Source organism: Mycobacterium angelicum (assembly GCF_002086155.1).
Taxonomy (GTDB): Bacteria; Actinomycetota; Actinomycetes; order Mycobacteriales; family Mycobacteriaceae; genus Mycobacterium; species Mycobacterium angelicum.
The window spans coordinates 12819-33705 of sequence record NZ_MVHE01000007.1; the positions used below are offsets into that span (position 1 = coordinate 12819).

21 protein-coding genes are annotated in these 20887 nt (G+C 65.2%); 3 read left to right on the forward strand and 18 right to left on the reverse strand.

The genetic code is table 11. The features are described from left to right. Positions 1 to 51: 51 nt before the first annotated feature. On the reverse strand, positions 52 to 417 hold the full coding sequence (locus BST12_RS07055; protein WP_083112408.1) for a hypothetical protein: 366 nt from the start codon (positions 415 to 417) through the stop codon (positions 52 to 54). Between the two features lie 269 nt (positions 418 to 686). Here BST12_RS07055 and BST12_RS07060 point away from each other — a divergent pair, with 269 nt between their 5' ends. After that, on the forward strand, positions 687 to 2087 hold the full coding sequence (locus tag BST12_RS07060) for an aminotransferase class I/II-fold pyridoxal phosphate-dependent enzyme (RefSeq protein ID WP_211281224.1): 1401 nt from the start codon (positions 687 to 689) through the stop codon (positions 2085 to 2087). Between the two features lie 12 nt (positions 2088 to 2099). Here the strand turns inward: BST12_RS07060 and BST12_RS07065 are convergent, their stop codons facing one another. The 5 genes from BST12_RS07065 to BST12_RS07085 form a co-directional block, all read right to left on the reverse strand. Continuing rightward, positions 2100 to 2978, reverse strand: coding sequence for a patatin-like phospholipase family protein (locus BST12_RS07065; protein ID WP_083112531.1), 879 nt, complete (start codon positions 2976 to 2978; stop codon positions 2100 to 2102). Between the two features lie 24 nt (positions 2979 to 3002). Further along, positions 3003 to 3884 (reverse strand): class II glutamine amidotransferase, encoded by an 882-nt coding sequence (locus tag BST12_RS07070; protein WP_083112409.1) that lies wholly within the window; start codon positions 3882 to 3884, stop codon positions 3003 to 3005. A 20-nt stretch (positions 3885 to 3904) separates the two neighbouring features. After that, entirely contained in the window at positions 3905 to 4363 is a 459-nt protein-coding gene (locus BST12_RS07075; RefSeq protein ID WP_083112410.1) for an SRPBCC family protein, read from the reverse strand. A 104-nt stretch (positions 4364 to 4467) separates the two neighbouring features. Then, complete coding sequence (locus BST12_RS07080; RefSeq protein WP_083112411.1) at positions 4468 to 6162, reverse strand: helix-turn-helix domain-containing protein; 1695 nt, start codon at positions 6160 to 6162, stop codon at positions 4468 to 4470. A 612-nt stretch (positions 6163 to 6774) separates the two neighbouring features. Beyond that, a complete protein-coding gene (locus tag BST12_RS07085; RefSeq protein ID WP_083112412.1) occupies positions 6775 to 7095 on the reverse strand; it encodes a HigA family addiction module antitoxin in 321 nt (106 codons plus the stop codon). Between the two features lie 461 nt (positions 7096 to 7556). On the opposite strand from BST12_RS07085, the gene BST12_RS07090 reads away from it, so the two are divergent. After that, a complete protein-coding gene (locus BST12_RS07090) occupies positions 7557 to 8285 on the forward strand; it encodes an amidohydrolase family protein (protein WP_083112413.1) in 729 nt (242 codons plus the stop codon). A gap of 186 nt (positions 8286 to 8471) precedes the next feature. Here the strand turns inward: BST12_RS07090 and BST12_RS07095 are convergent, their stop codons facing one another. The 8 genes from BST12_RS07095 to BST12_RS07130 all read right to left on the reverse strand — a co-directional run bounded on the left by BST12_RS07095 (position 8472) and on the right by BST12_RS07130 (position 16255). Next, positions 8472 to 9371 (reverse strand): LysR family transcriptional regulator, encoded by a 900-nt coding sequence (locus tag BST12_RS07095; RefSeq protein ID WP_245850117.1) that lies wholly within the window; start codon positions 9369 to 9371, stop codon positions 8472 to 8474. 56 nt (positions 9372 to 9427) lie between these two features. Further along, positions 9428 to 9901, reverse strand: a complete 474-nt coding sequence (locus BST12_RS07100) for an SRPBCC family protein (RefSeq protein WP_083112414.1) — start codon at positions 9899 to 9901, stop codon at positions 9428 to 9430. Positions 9902 to 9925: 24 nt separating this feature from the next. Further along, positions 9926 to 10984 (reverse strand): NAD(P)H-dependent amine dehydrogenase family protein, encoded by a 1059-nt coding sequence (locus BST12_RS07105; protein WP_083112415.1) that lies wholly within the window; start codon positions 10982 to 10984, stop codon positions 9926 to 9928. 22 nt (positions 10985 to 11006) lie between these two features. Next, positions 11007 to 12638 carry a long-chain fatty acid--CoA ligase gene (locus tag BST12_RS07110; RefSeq protein ID WP_083112416.1) on the reverse strand — a complete coding sequence of 544 codons (1632 nt, stop codon included), beginning with the start codon at positions 12636 to 12638 and terminating at the stop codon, positions 11007 to 11009. A 157-nt stretch (positions 12639 to 12795) separates the two neighbouring features. Continuing rightward, positions 12796 to 13965, reverse strand: a complete 1170-nt coding sequence (locus BST12_RS07115; protein ID WP_083112417.1) for a YncE family protein — start codon at positions 13963 to 13965, stop codon at positions 12796 to 12798. Positions 13966 to 14437: 472 nt separating this feature from the next. Next, on the reverse strand, positions 14438 to 15208 hold the full coding sequence (locus BST12_RS07120) for a DUF427 domain-containing protein (RefSeq protein ID WP_083112418.1): 771 nt from the start codon (positions 15206 to 15208) through the stop codon (positions 14438 to 14440). 6 nt (positions 15209 to 15214) lie between these two features. Further along, on the reverse strand, positions 15215 to 15487 hold the full coding sequence (locus BST12_RS07125) for a DUF6295 family protein (RefSeq protein WP_083112419.1): 273 nt from the start codon (positions 15485 to 15487) through the stop codon (positions 15215 to 15217). Between the two features lie 12 nt (positions 15488 to 15499). Next, positions 15500 to 16255 (reverse strand): dienelactone hydrolase family protein, encoded by a 756-nt coding sequence (locus BST12_RS07130; RefSeq protein WP_083112420.1) that lies wholly within the window; start codon positions 16253 to 16255, stop codon positions 15500 to 15502. A gap of 61 nt (positions 16256 to 16316) precedes the next feature. Between BST12_RS07130 and BST12_RS07135 the strand changes: the two genes are divergently transcribed. Beyond that, positions 16317 to 16823 (forward strand): nitroreductase family deazaflavin-dependent oxidoreductase, encoded by a 507-nt coding sequence (locus BST12_RS07135; RefSeq protein ID WP_245850119.1) that lies wholly within the window; start codon positions 16317 to 16319, stop codon positions 16821 to 16823. Here the strand turns inward: BST12_RS07135 and BST12_RS07140 are convergent. From BST12_RS07140 to BST12_RS07155, 4 genes are read right to left on the reverse strand one after another with little or no spacing between them, the layout of a single operon-like run. Next, entirely contained in the window at positions 16810 to 18405 is a 1596-nt protein-coding gene (locus BST12_RS07140) for an esterase-like activity of phytase family protein (RefSeq protein WP_083112421.1), read from the reverse strand. The genes BST12_RS07135 and BST12_RS07140 overlap by 14 nt on opposite strands. A gap of 49 nt (positions 18406 to 18454) precedes the next feature. Continuing rightward, complete coding sequence (locus BST12_RS07145; RefSeq protein ID WP_083112422.1) at positions 18455 to 19237, reverse strand: hypothetical protein; 783 nt, start codon at positions 19235 to 19237, stop codon at positions 18455 to 18457. 32 nt (positions 19238 to 19269) lie between these two features. After that, a complete protein-coding gene (locus BST12_RS07150; protein WP_083112423.1) occupies positions 19270 to 20415 on the reverse strand; it encodes a zinc-binding dehydrogenase in 1146 nt (381 codons plus the stop codon). Positions 20416 to 20428: 13 nt separating this feature from the next. Continuing rightward, complete coding sequence (locus BST12_RS07155) at positions 20429 to 20824, reverse strand: YchJ family protein (protein ID WP_083112424.1); 396 nt, start codon at positions 20822 to 20824, stop codon at positions 20429 to 20431. Positions 20825 to 20887: the final 63 nt, after the last annotated feature.

Below are 20887 nucleotides of genomic sequence, written 5' to 3' on the forward strand. Positions count from 1 at the left end.
TATTGACTAATTCCGGACTTGACACCAGTCAGGAAAAAGCGTGACCGATCGTCAGCCGCGCTTGCGGCCCGGGCCGGTGTGATTGGCGGCGTTGCGCTGCAACTCGGCGATGAGATCGGTGGGGTGCAGCTGCTCGGCCAAACGGTTGAGCGCCAATCGCACAACGGCACTGCGGGTGGCATCAACGCGCGGCTTGGCGAAGCGGGCCGCGGTGCGCACCGTCTCGAGAAAAGTGTCCGTTGGCTCGTCAAGGTAGATCGAGACCTTCGTCAGATCGGTGAGAGGGGCGGGCCGCGACGGCGGCGGCACGGCCGACGGCGGCCGTGGAGCGGGCGGCGCAGCGGCGGTCGAGTGTCCCGTCGGCGGTCGCATCAAGGGCGTTGTCCGGCCACTGCGCATATCGAACCCCAGTGTCATCACGGCATCTCCTTCTCGAACACAAAAGCCCGTCGAATCCGGGCATCATAAAGGTTGTTGTTCGTTAGTGCTAGAACGACTTAAACGCCCAAGTATTACCGGGCTGTAATTACGTCGTTATGGCTTATTAGAGCACATAAGTGGTAGCCGTACAAGTGACTTGTAAAATTCAACAAATGCGATAAAAGGCACCCGCGGATTCAAGAAATATTCAATGATTGGTTCATAATCTACCGGCTCTACGGGACATCCGACGAAAAGGAGTGCAGGTGACCCTCATATCGGACATCACCGACGCAGGCGAGCCTTCGACTGCTGAACGGAGCACGAGCCAAACCGTGACGCCAACGGATCCGGCAGCCTTGGACGGGAGCATGCGAGATTTCCGGCAACTGAGCGGTGACAGCATTCTTGAGCGAATCATTCACTTCTACCAATGGCAAGACCTGCGGCGCGAGCAATGCCTGTGGCCGTATGGGCGATCGACCGAAGCCGGCCCCAGAACCTTTGCCACCGTCTATGACGACGCCGGCAGAAGAATGGACGGCGTCAACTTCGCGTCGCAGGACTACCTATCGCTGTCCGGACACCCGGAAGTCAAGGCCGCGGCGAGCGCGGCGATCGAAGAGTACGGCGTGCACAGCGCGGGGTCTCCCGCCCTTCTGGGCAACACGTCGGTCTCCATCGCTCTGGAGCGCAAGATCGCGGAATTCCTTGGCGCCGAACAGGTCAGCCTCTTCCCCACCGGGTGGGCCGCCGGCTTCGGGGTGATCAAGGGCCTGGTGCGGCCCGACGATCACATCGTCATGGATGCCCTTGCCCACGCATGCCTGCAGGAAGGCGCCCAGGCCGCGACCCACAATATCCATTTGTTCGCACACAACGACCTCGAGTCCGCCAGGCAGAAGCTGGCCGCGATCCGGGCGGCCGACCGGGACAACGCCGTCATGATGGTGACCGAGGCACTGTTCTCGATGGACTCGGACACTCCCGATATCGCCGGCCTACAGGAACTCGCTCACGAATTCGGCGCGACGCTGGTTGTCGACGTCGCACATGACCTCGGCGCGCTGGGCCCGGGCGGCCGCGGGCAGCTGGGGCTGCAGTCCATGGTGGGCAAGGTCGACCTGGTGATGGGATCGTTCTCCAAGACTTTCGCGTCAAACGGTGGTTTTGTCGTCGCAAAGCATCGCTCGGTGACCGAATACCTGCGTTTCTATGCGTCGCCTAACACCTTCTCCAACGCGCTTTCCCCAATCCAGGCCGCCATTGTTCTCAAGGCGTTCGAGATAGTGGACAGCGCCGCCGGCGACGAGCTGCGGCAAAAGCTGATGGGAAACATCCAGTCGCTGCGCGGGCACCTCACCGATGCCGGCTTCGACATTTATGGGACGCCTTCACCCATCGTCTGCGTCAAGATGGGCACCGAATCGATCGCACGACTGGTGAGCCGGCAACTGCACGCCCACGGAGTCGCCGCCAATCTTGTCGAGTTCCCCGCGGTGCCCAAGGGCCAGGCACGCTTCCGGCTGCAGGTGATGGCCAATCACAACGACGGCGACATTCTGGCCGCCGTCCGCGGAATAGCCGCAGCCCATCGGCATGCCTGCATCGAGCAAAGCAACCTCACGCTGTCGCAGTCCGCTCGAGTGCCGTCGGCTTCGGGCTGATCCCCGAACGGTTCAGACACCTTCAATACCAAGGAAGCGGGCGACGGCTGCTGCTTGCCGGCGGCCCTGCCGGCGTCCGGCCCGCGCCGAATTCACCCGGCAGCACGGGTCCAGTGGGTTGGGCCCGAATGCCGCCAACGAGTCGTCGTCGGCGAACACCGCCAAGGTCGTGCCGGTGAATGCCTCGATCTCGGCGGCCGGGCCGGCGCCGAACGGCGACGGCGTGTCCGCGCCCGCGGGTACCAGCACCACGGCCGTGTCGCAGTCGTCGGCGACGGCGATGTTGACCGAGCTGTTGACGCCGCCGTCCATGTAGCGCCGGCCCGCGATGGTCACCGGTGGCCATGCGCCCGGCACCGCGCAACTCGCCGCCACCGCGTCGACCAGCTCTACACCCGAAGCTTCGTCGAATACAACGAATTCGCCCGTCTCGGTGTCGATCGCGGTGAGCCGCATCGGTCGCTGCGGCCAGTCGTGCGAGGGCAAGCGCGCAGCGATCACGGCGCGCCGGACGGGCTCGGGAACGGTCTCGGTTTGCAGTGCGACCGCACCGATGCGCTGCAGTCGTCCCTGCGTCCGGTCCAGTCCCGCAGTGCGCGGCTGACGCAGCGCCGCCAGAAACAGCTCGGTGATGGCCTCGATGTCGACCCCCGGATCGATCTCCGCCGACGTCTCGGCGAGCTGCCGCTCGAACAGCGCTTCCAGCGTTTGGCCGCTGCTGATCTGCGCCGCGACCGCCGCCCCTGCCGATGTTCCGACCAGGACGTCGGAGTCCAGCAGCAGCCGGGCCGCCGTCGGCAACTCGTCGGCGATGCCCCGCAAAACGCCTGTCTCCCAAGCGATTCCGGCAATTCCTCCGCCGGCCAGGACAAGTGCGCGTCGGGTCGTCACGTCCACCCACTCTGCCAGCCCGGCTCAGGGCAGCCGCCGGGTGCCTGGCAGGGCGTGCTGCGCGCGCTCCACCGGGTTGCTCAGCTCGTCGCGGCGCAGCAGCTGCCGGGGCGGATCGGGCAGCACCACACTGCGGTTGACCTGCAGCCCGGCGTCGACGTGGACCAGTTCCCCGGGAGCCAGCAGACACCAGCGCGGGTCGTCGTCCATCGGCTCGGTGGCAAACACCACCGTCGAGCGCTCCCGTAGCCGTTCCGAGCGGGCGTGGATTCGCTTGGTGGTCAAGTCGAATTCGGGCATCCCGTCACGCCGCCGGTCCAGCAGAAAGAGCTCGTGGGTCTGCGGATACCGCAGCGCCCACATCTGGGTGGCCGTGCTGAGCAGGATGTTGACGGCATAAATCGGCACATTGGCGGCCAGCCAGCGCACCGCGTCAACCAGACCGGCCGTCACGTCGCCGCCGTGGGTGCGAATCGATGCGGTGATGAGCGCGAAAACCCGCTCGGAATCGGTCTGACCCAGAACCAAGTCGTCGGCGCCGACCTCGCGCAATCGTTCGTCGACGACATCCAGCCCTTCCAGCACGCCGTTGTGCGCGAAGATCCGGCCGTCCTGCAGGAACGGGTGGGTGTTGTGCACATCGAGTGCGCCGGTGGTGGCATAGCGGACGTGGGCGATGAAGGTGGTGCCGGTCAGTTCGTGGGCTTCGGTAGCGAAACACGGGTCTCGCCAGGCCGCTAACGGTTCTTTGTGCAGCTGCGGCCGGCCGTGTTCGTCAAAGACGCCCAGCCCGGTGCCATCGGGGTTCCTGCGGCTTTGTTCGGCCAGGCTGTCCGGGGCGTCCAGCAGCCAGAACGTCGCGTTGACGGCGTCGGTCCCCGCGTGCAGGCCAAAGAGTCGACACATGGTGTCGACGGTAGCGACGCTCAGACCGACAACAAGCCGGACAGCTCCCGCAGCGCCTTGCGCGCATAGCCTTCCCACAGCACTGCGAACAGCGGCAGCACCTGCGCGGACACCGCGGACTTGGGCTGGATGGTCCAGCGCCAGGTGACCTCGGTCCCCCCGTCAACCGGGAGGAAGACGAACGCGCCCTCGACGGTCGAAATCAGCTGTGCCAATGGGCCTTTGATGTCGGTGAGCCGATAGCCGAACGACTTCGGCGGCTCCACGCTGATCAGTTCTTCGCGTACGCTGCCGCCCCCGGCCATCCGCAGCGTGCGGGTCTGGCCCACCGCACCCCATTCCCCGTCCTGGCCGAGGACCTGCTTAACCGGCGGGAGCGGCCCGTGCCAGTTACCGAAGATCGCCGGAATCGGCGCCGGCAGGGTTCTATCGAACGCCTCCTCGACACCCACCGGTATGACTAGCGATTGTTCGACCACGAGTGACTGTGCCCCACACGTTGCCCAACCGGCGGTGCGCAATCCTTGCAGGATCGTGGAATCTGCTGGTGACGCCCGTTACCGGGCGCCGGGGACCAGTGCGGTCAGCCGAACTTGGCCTCCTGGTCGGCGGCGGCGGTGACCTCGGCCAGCAGGTTGAGCCGGATGGCGAGCCAGAGCGTGAACTGGTTCTCCGGTTCGCGGATGTCCAGGCCGATCGTGTGGGAAATCCGGTCCAGCTTGGTCAGCAGGGTGTTGCGGTGGACATTGAGGGCACGCGCGGCCTCGGTGATATTGCCGCCGTGGGCCAGGTAGCCGGTCAGCGTCTCGAGTAGGTTGGGGCCTCCGCGCAGCGGCTCGATGAACTCCTGAACCAGTCGCCGGCTGTTCTCGGTGTCGGCGATCTCGGTGAGCACGGTGAAGCTGCGCAATTCCTGGTAGGAGATGGCGCTGGTGCGTCCGAGCCGACGAGCGATGCCCAGCGCGATGCGGGCCTCGCGGTAGCTGTCGGAGACCTTGCTCGCACCCCGCGAGGGCCGGCCGTAGGAGACGGCCACCGCGGCACGGCAGCGCTGCTCCAGTTCGCTGTACATGGACTTGGCGAAATCGGCCATTTGGCGCGCCAACGCCGCGTCGTCACCCTCCTGCAGGGTGCGCACCACCACCAGGACATCGCCGATGACGGTGGCATCGGTGTGCACCGAGGCATCCGCGCTGATGTTGGCGGCGTAGCGGGCCAGTCGGATCATGGCCGCGGCCGGGTTCCCGCCCACCGCATGCGGCAGCGCGCCGTGCGCGACGAAAACCCCGAAGGGCGAATCGATGTCGATCTCGTGGTGGTCGGCGCGGGCCCGCAGCTCGTGCTCGCTGGAGAAGCTGCCGTGCACCAGGGCTTGGACGAAGTCGCCGCGGGCACGCTCTTCGGCCTCATCGACACTGCGCTGGCGCAGCATCTCCGACCCGATCACCGCCGTCGCTTGTTCGGTGACGATGCGGTGCCGGACCAGGTCCTGACCGCCCACGGCGGTGGAAGGAACCAGGATGACGACCCAGCCTTGGGATGCCTTGCCGAACTGGATGGCGCTGGCGATGCACGTCCACACGCTGCCGCGCGGGCCGGGCACCTGCTCCACGCGCGGGCCGTGGGGGCTCTGGCGTCGCGCGGCCGGCACACCGGTGGCAAGCATGCGGCGCACCGAGTTGGACAGCGTCTCGACGGCTTCCGGAGCCAGTCCGTTCTGGGCGACCACCTGGCCGCGGGCGTTGAGCGCCAGTGCGGGGTTGCGGGCCAGATTGGATACCTCGCGAATGAGCATCTGCAGGCCCGCACCCCGGTGGAACAGCCCGGCCAGCGCGGCGTAGACCTGCGTGGAGTAGCGCATCGCCTCCAATTCCTGGCTGAGCGTCCGCTCGGCCAGCAGCCGGCTGAGCGCGGCGAAGCCGACCGGGAACGCCAGCTCGATCACGACCAGCCCACCGGGCAGTCCGTTGCGGGGGAAGTCGGCCGGGATCCGGCCGTCGACCACCAGCATGGTGGCGCCCCGAGCGACGGCCGCGGTCAGCATGGCGCCGTTGGCTGTCAGAGCCTCAGGCCGCGCATAGAGGGCGACGGCGTCAAGCGACTCCGGTCGCGGCGGAACTTCAGTCAACGGCAGCATCCAGGTCAACTCGCGATCGAGTTGGTCGGAGCCGGCCACCACACGGGCAGCAGACATCAGCGGCTCGTCGAGCAGTCGCTGAATCGTCAATCCACCGGTGTCGATCGATGGCGCAAGGCAATGGGTGATCGGAGCTGCCATGATCTGTCCTCCTGTCGACAAACGCCGAGATTGGCAATCACTGGCAATCCCGTTGTGCCGTGCGGTAACTGAAAAGTTCACGTGCAGAAGGTAATTCGATTGGCAATAAGTGCGAGGACCCGCTCGGCCCATCCGCTCGTCGGCTTCAATGGGGGGACGGTGCCCGCACCGGGGTGACCATCCTCACACGCCGAGTCACTAGCTGGGATTCGCTCAGGACTGCTAAATTATTGCTAGATCCGAATGTTTCTTCCGCCCAACTTCTGCCTATCAAACAGTTACCGACTGCAACTTTATGGCTCGGAAGCTTATGGGCCTGTGATCCGCGTCGCAAGAGGCGCGCTTGAGAAAATTCCTGTGAGTTTCCTTAACTGACTTGACCGCTAGCGGGTTCGTCGCGTTCAATTCGCATTTCGCCCGCGGGCTTTCCCGGTTTGACCAGGCCTTCGAGGCCGGCACGGGGTTGAGAACTCGCATTTAGTTCGCGTTGCTAACGCCCCTTCCGAAGGCGCAAAAAACTTTCTGGACGAGGCTGGATGGGGCGCTCCCGGCGCCGCGGCGACGGGCTTGTCGGGCCGCGATGGCGCCTCCAGGTCAGGGGCTGGGCCGTGATTAGACACGGTGCACGCTCTCCCGGTGTGACCTGACGATCGGCTCGATGATGCGCAGTTGTGCGGCGATCTGACCGCGGGCCTGATCAGCGTCGTAGCAAGCCTGCAGGTTGATCCAGAACATGTCGGCTACGCCCAGGGCACGTGCCAGCCGCAGCCCGGTGTCGATGCTGATAGCGCGTTTGCCGTGGACGATGTCGTTGATGCGCCCCGGCGGCACATTGATGGCCCGCGCGATCCGGTACTGGCTGATCCCGAATCGTTCGAGGAACTCGGTGTGCAGAATTTCGCCGGGGTGGACCGGCCCAGCTTCGTTCCACATGTGGCCCTTCCCTTGCCCTTCGTGATTTCCCGGCCTGCGAGCGCTGTTCCGCAGGCCGGCTCGGAGGTGGAGCCGGCGCCATCGTCGCCGCCAACTCCACCGGACCAATCCCGGGCCGGGCCACACCCGGCACGGCCACCCGCGCAACAAACACCATGTGTGGAGCGGCATTTCAGCAACCCACTCCCCTTGTTGTCCACTCACGCTATGCAGTCGACAGGGTCTCGTCCAGTAGAAGGTTGCGAAGATATCCTTGCACCACTTGCAAGCGTGCAGGGACGCTGTCGCCCTGTGCCACATGCCCTTTCGAGGCGTCCTTGCCGGTGCCACGCCTCGCCCGTGACGGTGTGTCGTTGCGTCGCAGAGAAGCCATTGAATCCATCTTGGGTTCTGATCTGTTGCGTGCCGGCTGCAGCGAGGATAGGCTTGCCGCCCAACATATTTGACCAGCGGAGGTAACGGTGTCGTTCGATGCGCACTTCCACATCATCGATCCGGCCCACCCGCTCGTCCCCAACGAAGGCTTTGTGCCACAGCCGTTTACGGTCACCGACTACCTGCGGCAGGCCGCGCCGTACGACATCACCGGCGGCGCGGTGGTTTCCGGTTCCTTTCAGGGTTTCGACCAGGGGTACCTCGTCGACGCCTTACGCCAGCTCGGGCCCGGATGGGTCGGCGTCACCCAGCTGGATCCGGCGACGTCCGATGAATACATCGTCGAGCTGGATCGGGCTGGGGTCCGGGCGGTGCGCTTCACACTCGCACGTGGCGGGTTCCTCGACGTCGACTTGGCGATGCGGGTGCACGACGTCGCCGGCTGGCACACCGAACTCTACGTCGACGCCGCACAATTGCCCGAACTCGCGCCGGAGCTGAGCAAGCTACCGCGGATAAGCGTGGACCATCTCGGGCTGAGCCGCGCGGGCCTGCCCCACTTGCTCGACGCTGTGGATCGCGGATTGCGAGTCAAGGCAACGGGTTTCGGCCGTCTTCAGCTGGATATCGCCGATGCGCTGCGCCGCGTCGACGCCGTCAACCCGCACGCGCTGCTGTTCGGAACCGACCTGCCCGGCACCCGCGCTCCGCGCGCCTTCGCCATGGCCGACCTCGACTTGATCACCGACACGCTCGGAGACAGCGCCTTGCAGCGGCTCAGCGACAATGCCCGGTCCTGGTATCGACCGGAATAAACGAAATGCGTTTCCACCGGCCGGCGGCTATTTCATTGGGCAGGACAATTACACGCAATTGCGCACCACGTCGCCCGCTTTGCATTACCGCAATTGTTGCGGAGTTGACGCACTGACGTCTAGTAGAAGACTTCGATCAAACCCTTGTGTGCCGTGCAAACGTGGTCGTGACCTGGCCGGAGCCCGCTAGTGGTCTTGGTCGGGAAGGCCGCACGACGCGATTGCGGTGTCGCGAAACGCCGCCGCCGAGGGCGGCAGATACCTATTGCTCATCCAACCCACCGCAATGGGTCTGACCAGGTCTTTGTCGTCGACGGCGATCTCGACGATGTCGGGGGGCCGGGTCGATGCCCGCGGCATGATGCCCACACCCAGGCGCGCCCCGATGAGGCCGCGCAGGGTGGCCATGTCCGTTCCCTCGAAGGCGATCGTGGGTGTGATCCGGTGCCGCGCGCAGGCGTCGTCGAAAATCCTGCGCAGGGTGAAACTGCGGTCGAAGACGATGAAGGGCTGGCCCGCGAGTTCTTCAAAGCCGATCAACTCCCGCCCGGCCAGTGGGTGTTCCTGGTCGACGACGGCATACAACCGCTGGGTGAACAGGCTGTGCCACTTCACCCCGGGCGACTCGTCGAAAGTCATGGGGTAGCTGATGCATACGTCGATCAGGCCGGTCGCCATATCGCTGACCAGCGCGGGGCCGGGTCGGTGGTGCAGCTCGAACCGTGCTGCGGGGAATTGGTCGTGATGCCGGCGGATCAGCCTGGGCACCGTGGCAACCCCGAGGGAGGCCAAGAACCCCAGGGCCACCGTCCCGGCGTCGACCCCCGCGAGCTGGCGCACCCCGGACATCGCGGTATCAAGGCTGCGCTGCGCGGCCAGGCTGGTGCGCAGGAACGCCTGCCCGAACCGGTTGAGTTCATTGGCCCGGCCGCGCCGGGTGAACAGTTCGACCCCGATTTCGGACTCGAGCATCGCGATGGCCCGGCTGACCGCCGATTGCGACACGGCCAGACGTTCAGCGGCATCGCGCAGCGTGCCGACTTCCGCGACGGTTTGGAAATAGCGCAATTGATAAAGCTCCACCACGGCAATCACAGTACTTTCAAAATGCGGACGCCGATATACGGTGCAAACGCCATTTCTCAGGCCAACAGGTAAGCGGACAGTTTCTCCAGCGTTCGGCGCGCGTAACCCTGCCACATTTTGCCGAAAGCCGGCAGCACCGGCGCCGACAACACCGACTTCGGGTGCAGCGTCCATTGCCAGGTCACCTGGGTTCCGGTGCCGGCGGGAACGAAGCTCCAAATGCCGTCCACCGAGCTCACCAGGGGGGCCAGCGGGCCCTTGATGCCAGAGAGCGTGTAACTGAACGACCGCGGCCGGTCCACGCTGGTCAGCTTTTCGCGCACGCTGCCACCGCCGACCATGGTGATGACGCGGGTCTGGCCGGCGGCATCCCAGTCGCCGGTCTGGTCCTCGATGCCCTTGATCGGTGGGATCACCCCGTACCAGTGCGAACAGATGACTGGCAGCGGTACCGGCATCGTGCGGCTGAACGCCGCGTCGACATCGACTGGTATTGCCAGTGATTGGGCGACGACTACATCTTTGGCCATTGCAGTGATTCCCTATCGTCGGTGTCAGCGACCCAGCTCCGGCGCGGCGCGGCCGGTGATGAGCGGCAGATCGAAGAAACTCTGAATGCCCGCCGGCGCAGCGCAAGTGGCGGGGACGGCGTTGACGCAGTGCGCCGCGGTGGCGACGATTCCGGGGTTGCTGATCAGTCCCGCTTCGACGCTCTCGGGCTGCCACCCCTTGATGGTGACGAACGTGTCCGGGTTGCCCCGCACCTCTATCTCATAGCGCTCTCCCGCCGGCCCGAAAGCCCAAGGCGGATCGAGGTTTTCGTCGCCCATCAACCAATTCACGGTGATCTCGACGACAACGGTGTCGCCGACCAGCGCGACCCAGTGGAAGCGGCGCCCGGCGACCTGCCCGGGCTCGATCACCCCGATCGGCGAGTCGATTGGCGCGGTGGCGACGGCGACCTCTTGCGAGGCGTGAATCTCGGGGTCCGCGGCGAATCCCAACCGATCCACGCACAGCCGCACCGACTGACTGAAACCGCCGTTGAGCAGCTTTTGCATCGGCCCGGTCAAGGCGCTGTCCGGGGTACCACCGAACCCCATCACATAGCGCAGCACATCCGGTGCGCCGTAGGTGCGCAAGTCCGAAAACTCCTCGGAGCGAACGAAAGTCACGCCGGTCGACATCACCGACAACAACAATGGGAACAACTCGGTGGCTGCGCCGGGCCCTATGCCGGCGCCGTGCAGGGTCGCGTTTCCGGCCTGTGCGGCGACTTCCAGTGGCGCGGCTTCCTTCTCATTCGGGTAGAACCAGCCGAGGGGGGTGACGACGTTCTTGCCTGAGCGCAACAGCGCGGCCACCTCGTCGGGACTGGGCATCAGCGGTGCGTAGATCACCGCGTCGGCGTCGAGCGCGAGGATGTCGTCGATGCTGTTGGTCGCGATCACGCCAAGCGGTGCGGCACCGATGATCTCGCCGACGTCTTTGCCGTCCTTGGCTTCCGAATGCACCCAGCAGCCGGCGAGTTCGAGTTCGGGATGCTCGAGAACGCCTTTGATGGCGGCCACCCCGACCGATCCGGTCGCCCACTGCACAACCCGCAGACTCATGCTGACCTTTCTACCGCGCGTATTAGTCGCGCGCCTCGGTGACGTCGTACCCGCCGTCGGCGTAGCGCGCCCGGATGGCCTTCTTGTCGTACTTGCCCACGCTGGTGCGCGGAATCTCGCCGGCGAACGCCCAGCGTTCCGGGAGCCACCAGCGAGCTACCTTGTCCGCCAGGAACTTTCGTAGCTCCTGCGCACTGACAGCGCCGCCCTCCCGGACCACGACCACTGCCAGCGGCCGTTCCTCCCACCGCTCATCGGGCACCCCGACGACGGCGGCCTCGACCACGTCGGGGTGGGCGATCAGATGATTCTCCAGCTCGACCGAGGAGATCCATTCCCCGCCGGACTTGATGACGTCCTTGGACCGATCGGTCAGGGTGATGAACCCGTACTCGTCGATGCGGCCTACGTCCCCGGTGCGCAGCCAGCCGGAGTCGAATTTGGAGGCGTCATGTCCCCGGTAGTACGCGCCGGCGATCCACGGGCCCCGAACCTCCACCTCGCCCACGGCGTCGCCGTCGTTGGGCAGCACCTGGCCGTCGTCGTCGACGATCCTGGTTTCCACCCCGCATACCGGCTGCCCCTGGGTCCCGCGGAACGTCCAGTGCTGATGCTGCGGGGCGTCCGGCGGCGGCCAGGCCATGGTGGCCAACGGTGAGGTCTCGGTCATGCCCCACAGCTGGCGGATCTGGACGTCGTGTTCGTCCTCGAAAGTCCGCATCAGCGACACCGGAACCGCCGAGCCGCCACAGGCGACCAGCCGCAACGAGGACATGTCGTGGCCGGGATCCTTCTCCAGGTGATGCATGACGTCGTTCCAGATGGTCGGTACCGCACCGGCCAGCGTCGGACGCAGGTTCTCGACCATGTGAATCAGCGACGGCGCATCGAGATGCCGATCGGGCAGCACCAGGTCGGCACCGGCCATCAGGGCCGCATACGGCAAGCCCCAGGCGTTGGCGTGGAACATCGGCACGATCGGCAGCACCCGATCGCTGGATCCCACCCCGATGCCGTTGGTGGTACACGCCGCCATGGTGTGCAGGAAGCTCGAACGATGGCTGTAGACAACACCTTTGGGGTTGCCGGTGGTGCCGCTGGTGTAACACATGGCGGCCGCGGACTTCTCGTCGATCTCGGGCCACTCGAAGTCCACCGGCTCGTTGGCGATCAAATCGGCATAGCGCAGCACGCTCTTGCCCGACTGCAGCAGCGGCGCGGTGTCGCCCTCCCCCACCGCGACCACGGTGTGCACGGTTTCCAGCTCGCTCAGCACAGGCGCCAAAAGCTTGGCCAGCGACATATCCACCAGGACGACGCGGTCCTCGGCCTCGTTGGCGACGTAGGCGATCTGCTCGGGGAAAAGACGGATGTTGAGGGTGTGCAGAACCGCGCCCATCGACGGCACCGCGAGGTATACCGCCAGGTGTTCGGCGTTGTTCCACATGAAGGTGGCGACTCGCTGGTCGCCGTCAATGCCCAAGCGGCGCAACGCATTCGCCAACTGCGCGGCCTGCTGGCCCACCTCGCGGTAGGTGATGTGACGGTAACCGTCGCCGGTCGCAGTGGTGACCCTGCGTGCCCCGTGCACCCCGCAGCCGTGCCTCATGATCGCGGTGATCGTCAACGGATAGTCCTGCATTGTGCTGTCCATCGATGTACCGCCCTAATGGGTCTCGGCGCCCCTCATGTCCGCCCGCATATCCGGCTCGCCGAATGCTATCGCCGTGGGCCGGCATGAGAAACCCCGGGCCACACGGGCCCGGGGCATCAGAGGTTAAGGCCCAATCAGGCCCGAATCAAGCCCCGAATCAAGCCAAAGCCGGCTCGTACTGCAGCAGTTCGGGCAGGAACCAATCGACCGACCTGCTGCTTTCCAAGGCGAGCTGCTCGTTGTCGGCCGCCACTGCCGGGGTAAGCGTGACCGTGCCGGTGTAGTCGGCGATGTAGAGGTACTTGCCGTCCGGACTTTCCGTCACGCAGGAGGGCTGGCTGGCCCTGATGGTCCCGATGACGTCCTGCGTGCGGGTGCAGAGCACCGTGACGCGATCCTCGCTGACCACATAGGCGCGGTCGCCATTGCCGCCGACGGTCAACCGGGTGACGAGGCCGCCGATGTCGCCGATCTTGATGGTGTCGGCGATCTGGTAGCTGCGGGTGTCGATCACGTCCACCAGCGCGCTGAAATCGTCACCGCAGCTGGCGACGTACGCGATGGCGCCGTCGGGGCTCAGCGCGACGTCGCGGACCGAGGCACCGATCTCAATGGTCTCCAAGACGCGCAGACCCGGCTGCGCGGTGTTGCTCCGCGATTTGGGGCTCTTCTTGCGCCACCGCGAGCGGCTGCCGGCGCGTCCGCCGTTGTCATCGGCCTGCGCGCCGGTGGCGATCACGACGAGCTGACCACCCTCGGGCCCGTTGGTGCCGACGTAGAGGCGAGTCCCGTCGGAGCTGACGCGCACGCATTCGGTGGCAGTGCCCGGGGTGGTAGCGATGTCGATCACCTCGACCCGCTCGGTGCCGGTGTCCAGCACCGCGACGTCGGCGCCCCGAACACCGTTGCGGCTGGCGTAGACGTGCTTTCCGTCGGGGCTGACCGTGAGGTCGCTCAGGCTCAGGGCCAGCGGGTGGTTGGCGATGACCGTGTTGGTGGACATGTCGATGACGCCGATCGAGTCGTACGCCGCTGACACGGTGCTGACGTATGCGCGGCCGGCGCCCATGGCGATGGCGAAGGGCTCGTCGATTCCGGCGACGGTCTGCATGACCCGGCAGGTGTCGGTGTCGACGATCGAGACGCTGTTGTCGCCGTGGTTGGTCACCAGCAGTCGGCTGCCGTCGGCGCTGATGTCCATGCCGCTGATCGGACCGTGTTTCACGGCGATTTCGACGGTGACCGGGGCGTCCGGCGTGGGGTCGAAATCGAAGAGCTGAACGTCTCCGCCGTCTCGAACGGCCTGCCGGCCCTTGCTAGCGCTCATATTGGCACCGCCTTTGCTGTTAGCGTCAAACCTCCGCCGGGATTTTCCGGATCAGCACCAAATAGGCGCTGTTTGAGACTTCCTTTGCACAGATTCTAACGATCGAATTAGGGCGGCAAAGATTTCAATTTGATTGTTGTTACCTACGTCACTTTCTGAGCTCAGGTTCCACTCAGGCTATCGCTGTCAAATATGCAAGTAGACGCATGTCAGCAACCGGTATAAACGGTTTGAACTGCTGGTATATACTTATTGGTTAATTCGTGAGCGCAGCCCACTCAGGCGTCTAGATAAGAGTTTCTTATAATTGCCGATATTTAGAGGCAAATATCACACAGGCCCCACAGGCGATTCGCAGATTGTTATTTTGCCGTGCTGTTCTGCGAAACAGTTGCCCTGCCGAACCATCGGATAATCGCTGCGTGCAGCCGGTCCCGGCGCCGGCGGCCCACGATGACGATGTCGTCGCGCCCTAGCTGAATTGGGTGCGCGGCCGGGCCAGCGGGGTGCCGTCGACGATGATGTCCAGCTTCTCGTTGTAGAACGCGACCAGGCCGGCGATCGGGGCGACGGCGGGCAGCGGGTAGTGATACGTCCAGGCAAGGTCGGGATGCACGGTCTCGCCGGTGCGCACCGACCAGTAGCCCGACGTCGTCCCCTTGTAGGGGCACAGCGTCTGCGTCGAGGTGGGTTCCAGATGTTCGAAGGCGACATCCGTCGGGTCGATGTAATACCTTGTGGGCAAACCCGTTTCGAAGAGCAACACCGGAGTACGGGTGTCGGCCAGCGCGACGCCATCGAGCTCCACCCGGATGTGGCGGTGCGAGCGCAGCGCGTCGACCCGTGAATACGGATTGCGCGGGTGGCCATAGATCTGCTCGTCCTCTTCGAACCAGCGCAGCGGATCCCACTCGAATCGCACGGTTCCCGCGACTGGACTGTCGGTGCCGGCGTCGAATACCCGGGCGGCCGACTTGTGCACCCCGCCGGCGCCGACCAGCGAGTGCAGCCGTGATTGACCGAATTGCACTTTCTGCGGATGGTCCTCGTCACGCAGAAATTCCGCGCGGACGTCGGCCAGCGGCACGTAATACGCTGGGTAATAAGGGATTTCCCACACATAGCGGGCTGCAGTGGTGTCGAAGACCAGCTCATGGCCCAGGTAGCCGCGAACGCGGCGCGGTGCGGGCTCGATTCTTCCTCGGGCAGCGGCCATTTGGGGGTAGTCGTGTTCGGTGCTCATGGCTTCCTACTGATTCTTGGCGGCGAGGCCGGCCGGGGCATGACCGATGGCGCGACGGATGGCGTCGGCCAACGCCAGCGCGCTCTCCTCGGTGAGTTCGAGCGCCACCCGCGCGGACGGGCCGAGTTCGGGGTTGAGCACGTCGATGTTGACCGTGTGACCGTAGGGTGCGTGGACGGGGTGGTCGACGTACACCGTCGCGCGGTTGGCGCCGAACCATCCCGTTGCGCCTTTGCCACTGCCGTCGATCTCGACGTGTTCGGTGAGATATGTGCACATGTGTTGGGCCGCCTAGCCTTTCAGGTGAGTGGTGAAGAACTGGTCGATGCGGCGCCAGCCGTCGACAGCGGCTTCCGGGCGGTAGGCCGGACGGTCGACGGAGAAGAAGCTGTGGCCCGCGCCGTCATAGGAGTGGAACTCGTGCGGCTTGTCCAGCCTGGTCAATTCGGCGTCCAGGGTGGCCACGCCGGCCGGCGGCGGGAACCGGTCCTCCGCGCCGAACAGGCCCAGCATGGGACAGCTCAGGTTCGGCGCGAGCCCGAGTATCGGCTGCATGGTTTTGGGCATGCCTTCTGGCGCATCCTCGACAATGAAGGCGCCATAGCAGTTCACCGCGGCGTCCAATTGCAGCGAGCAGGCCGCCAGGAATGCGTGCCGCCCGCCCGAGCAGTGCCCGATGACGCCGAATTTCCCGTTCGCGCCGGGCAGCGAGCGCAAATGCCCGACGGCGCCCGCGACGTCGCCGACCAGCCGGTCGTCGGGCACGCCGCCGGCTGCCCGGGCGGTAGCGGCGGCGTCGTCGGGCTCGGCGCCGGGGGCTTCGCGTGAGTAGAGGTTCGGCGCGACGGCGTGCAAGCCGCTGACCGCCAGCCGCCGGACGAACTCCTTGGTCTCGCGGTCATAGCCGGGCATGTGGTGGATCCAGACGACACCGCCCCGGGAACCCTCGGCGAGCGGCATCGCACGATAGGCCTCGATCTCGTCGCCACCGTGGCCGGTGATGGTGATCGTCTCCGCGCGAATGGCATCTGGACTGAACGCATTCATGGTGCTCCCTGGGGTCCGTGGACGGCTGCCGCCCGTCCAACTTATCGAGTAGCGTCTAGCCGTGGCGCTCAGGCGGGAAAGCCCGATTCGGGGACGACGGCTGGGGCTCTTTGAGGCACTGTTCGAACGCTTTGCGATGAGCCGGGCCGGTTATGTGTTCATGCTCAGGCTGGCACCGCATATCGACAAGGCGGTGATTCCCCGGACCCGTGGCCGGCTGAGTTCGGCGGGGTTCGACCGGGTCGGGCTGGTCACCAGTACCGGTGCCAAGACCGGACAGCAGCGCACACATCCGTTGGCGTTGCTGGAAGTCGGCGACGGGCTGCTCGCCATCGGCTCCAACTATGGGCGGCCCAATCATCCGGCCTGGAGCGCCAATCTGCTGGCGTACCCAGAATGCACGGTCGAGTTCAAGGGTCCGCCCAAGCCGCACCGCGCCGAGCTGCTTACCGGCGACGCGCGTGCGCAAGCCTGGGCGGACGCGGTCGACTTCTACGCCGGATATGAGAGCTACCGCAGCAGTTGTGCGCCACGCGAAATCAGGATCTTCCGCCTCACAGCACGCTGATCGGGATAGTCATCGATTCCGGTTTGGCGGGCAGCATGGTGGTATCCACCGAGAGAATCTCGCCGTTGTCCTGAGTGCCGTTGGGCAGCGTCTTGGGTTTGAGACGCAGCGTCGGATTGTCTGCGGCCAAACCGGCCAGTCCGTAATTGCTGTCGTTGGCGACGACTATCGTCTTTCCGCCGTCCGGGGTGATCAGGCCGTCGATCTGGTCGTGGCCGAAGAAGTAGCCCTTGGGCGACAGTGTGCGCAGCAATTCGCTGAGGTCTAGTTTGAGTTCCTTTGTGGCAACGGTGATTCCGGCGGCCTTGAGCTTGGCGATGGCGTCGGCGTCGGTGGTTACGCCGACGAAAGTCTCCAGCGGAACGTTATTGATCAGCAGACCGCCGGCCTCGGCCTGATACGACGACCCCACCACCGTGGAGTGCGGGCCCACATCGGTAGCCCCGGCGACATCGGCCAGGTAGATCTTTTTGTTTGCGTCCGGGGCGAATTTGTCGTCACGTTCGTCGATCAGGAACGTGGTCGCACTCAACGCGGTGATGTCGGATATCGAGACATTCGTCTGTTGCGGATTGGCCAATGGATACAGGTACTCGTGCACGATGCTGCGGTCGACGAGGTTGATGGTCACGATGCGGGTGAATGGGACAGACTTGGCGGGCCCGGTCAAACCCGGCGTTTGAATCGCCGACTGCATGATCCCCACCAATGTGTTGCCGTCCGGCGTGATCGTCAGCCCCTCCATCCCCTGATTCGGGCTGCGCAGCGACAGCTCCCGGGGCAGCGTCCCGTCGAGCGGCGAAAGACGTTCCAGCTCTTTGCCTTTGGCGTCGAAGTGGATGATGTACGGACCGTATTGGTCGGATACCCAGAACGTGCCGTCGGGCCGGGCGACCAGACCTTCGGGATCCACTCCGTATTCCGAGGGGCGCAGCGGCGCGCCGTTGAGATCCACCAGCGCCTCGCCGGTGCTGGCGTGCGGATCGATGAGCCCCACCAGCGGCGAGCCGTCCGGCGCGTGCAGCGTGATGGTCTGCTCCACCGTCGCGATACCGCCGGCGAGTCTGAGCTTGGCGATGTGCGGGTGGTAATCGGGCAGCGGAAGGACCTTCTCGCTCCCGCTACGCCCGTCGACGTTGGGGCCGCGGTCGGTGAGGCCGTAGATAACGTCGGCGGTGCCCGGCACCCCGGCGATCGCCGAACCATGGGCGCCGGCTTTGATCGCGACGCCACCCATGGTGGTCAGCGGTAGCGCTTCTTCGGAGTAGAGCTTGACGGCGTGACTGACGGAGACGGGAAGCTCATCGGTCCCGGTGTAGCCGGCGTCGGGGGTGTAGATCATTTCGCCGTTCGCGCTGTAGGCGATGCTGCCGTGTTTGGGCTTGCCGTAGGCAACCGGTGTGATGCCGCCGGTGGCGGCCAGCATCCGGTCCGGCGGAATGATCAGAGCCGTCCCCTTTGTGGTGCTCAGGTCGACCTTGCCCTGATATTGGGTCGTGGAGTCCGCCGTGCGCGGCACACAGGCCGTCAGCACAACGACCAGAATTCCCGCTGGAATTGACCATCTCGTGTTGCGTCCCATGCACATGGCTTAGCAAGGCTAGTTGACGCGTTGGTGTACGCGAGGCGAGCTAGGCCTTCTTGTCGCGCACTTTGTAGGACGAGGGCCACGATTTTCGCGATTCGTCGCCGGTCAGCGGAGTTCCCATCCCGCCGACTTTGACGTTGTAGGCCTCCTTACCCGGGCCCACTTCGCGATTGGCGTGTTCCTGGGCGAGGTAATACAGCTCGTCGATGGTGGCTTCGTCGTAGGCGACGAACGAGGTTTCCCGGGCGACGTCGTCGATACCTTGCAGCATCCGGTCCGGCAGGTAGCGCGACGCCAGGGCGGCCGCACCGAGCAGGGAGAACGGAATGACCCAGTAGCAGATGAACGACAGCGGCGTCTTGGTGTCCAGAATCGTCGCGTTGCCTTGCACGATCGGCGGGATCGCCGCCGACACGGTCATACCGGCGAAGGCGGCCACCCAGATCCACGTCAAGACGGTGGTGATCCGATTGAACAACTCGGTCTTGACCACGTCGGGTGGTTGCTCCGCGGCCGCGAATTCGCGCACGAACGGTTTACCGATCAGCACGCCGACCAGTGCCACCAGGAAGATCCCGGCGTTGCTGAGCGGCTGTATCCACCGCGTCATGAAGGCATCGCTGAGCGTGAAGGTCAGCACCGTCAACACCACAAATGTGGCCACCGCGCCGATTTCCAGCGTGCGGCCCGGTTTCCCAGTGGCGCGCCCGATGGCGAACACGGCGAGAGCGATCAATAGCGCGACCGCCACGGCGATCGAGAAGGGGACGTTACCGACGAGCACCCAGTAGACGATCCAGGGCGCGAAACCAAAGAGCAGGCCCACGAAAAGTCAGTGTATGGGCTGCGGTTCGGGCGTTACGGCAGTGCCTGCGGAGCTACCAGGAACTTCTCGCCGGTGGCGCGCTTGACATAGCGATTGAACGCATCCGGTTGGAGCATGCCGGCCAATGAGACTTCCTGGGTGTAGGTGCTGGCGAAAGTGGTGGTGAGTTCGGCGGCCACCCGGGCCCGCAGCCGCGCGATCGCCTCCGCGCCGACGCTCTGCAGGAACGGGGTCAGCAGCCAGCCGCCGACACCCCAGGCCATGCCGAAGTTGCGGGTAAGCGTCGTGGGACCCGTGTCGAGCGAGCCGTAGATGTACACCTGCTTGTGGACGCTCGACCCGTAGCGGGAGTAATTTGCTGCGGTGGCGTTGGCCGCTTGTTCCATGCCGTTGAGGATCTGACTTGCCAGCGTGCCCCCGCCGGTAGCGTCGAACGCCAACGTCGCCGACGTCGCTTTGAGTGCCTCGACGAGATCTGCCGAGAACGACGGCGACGTCGAGTTCAGGACATGGACCGCGCCGAGCGAGCGCAGCAGCTCTTCCTGGTCGGGCTTGCGGACGATGTTGACGAGCGGCACCCCGTCTGCGTTGCAGAGCTTGACCAGCATCTGGCCCAGATTCGACGCCGCCGCGGTGTGCACCAGAGCCGAATGTCCTTCGCGGCGCATGGTTTCCACCATTCCGAGCGCTGTCAACGGGTTGACGAACGACGACGCCCCGTCCCTTGCCGGCGTCCCGTCGGGCAACACCAGGCATGCGGCAGCAGGGACCACCCGGTATTGGGAATACATTGCGCCGCCGGCGATTCCGACCGTCTTGCCGATTAGAGCCTGGGCCTCCTGGGACGAGCCCGCGGCGACGACGGTGCCCGCGCCCTCGTTGCCCACCGGAAGCGATTGGTCCACACGCGCCGAAAGCGCGTGCAGAGAGCCCGGGGCCAACTTCGCGGTGACGACGGGGCGCTGCGGCGTGCCGGACACCGTCGCGGTCGACATGTCGGCGCTGGCGATGAGCAGGCCCAGGTCTGACGGGTTGATCGGCGCGGCTTCCACCCGGACCAACACCTCGTAGTCGCCGGGGGCGGGAATTTCGACGTCGTGCAGTGACAGCTCGAGCGTCTCCTGCGTAGTCACCAACGAACGCAGTTCGAGTGCGGTGCCGGGCAAGTCTGTGGTCATGGGTGGGGCCTCCTCAACTCGTTATGGCGTCGACGTAGAACCATCGGCCGGCGCGCCGCTGGAAACGACTGCGCTCATGCATGCTCCCAGGGCGGCCCGCGGACTCGAAGCTGGCGGCGAACTCCACCTCCCCGAGATCGTCCGCCGGCCCGCCCCCCACGGTGTCGATCACGTCGAGCCCCGTCCAGGTGGTGCCCGGGTTGACAGACACATCGTGCGGCCGCGTACGGGGGTGCCAGGTGCGGAACAGGTAGTCGGCGTTGCCGTAGGCGTAGGCCGAATATCTGGACCGCATCAATTCCTCGGCCGATCGCGCCTGCCGTTGGCCGTGGTGCAGCGGCTCACAGCACGCGTGATAGCCGGCTCCGCTGCCGCACGGGCACGGCGGCTCTTCGAGGAATTCGGCCACGCAGTAAAGCCTGACAGATCGCTATTTAGGACACTCATTTGAGTTCTTTAAAATTTGCTCCTT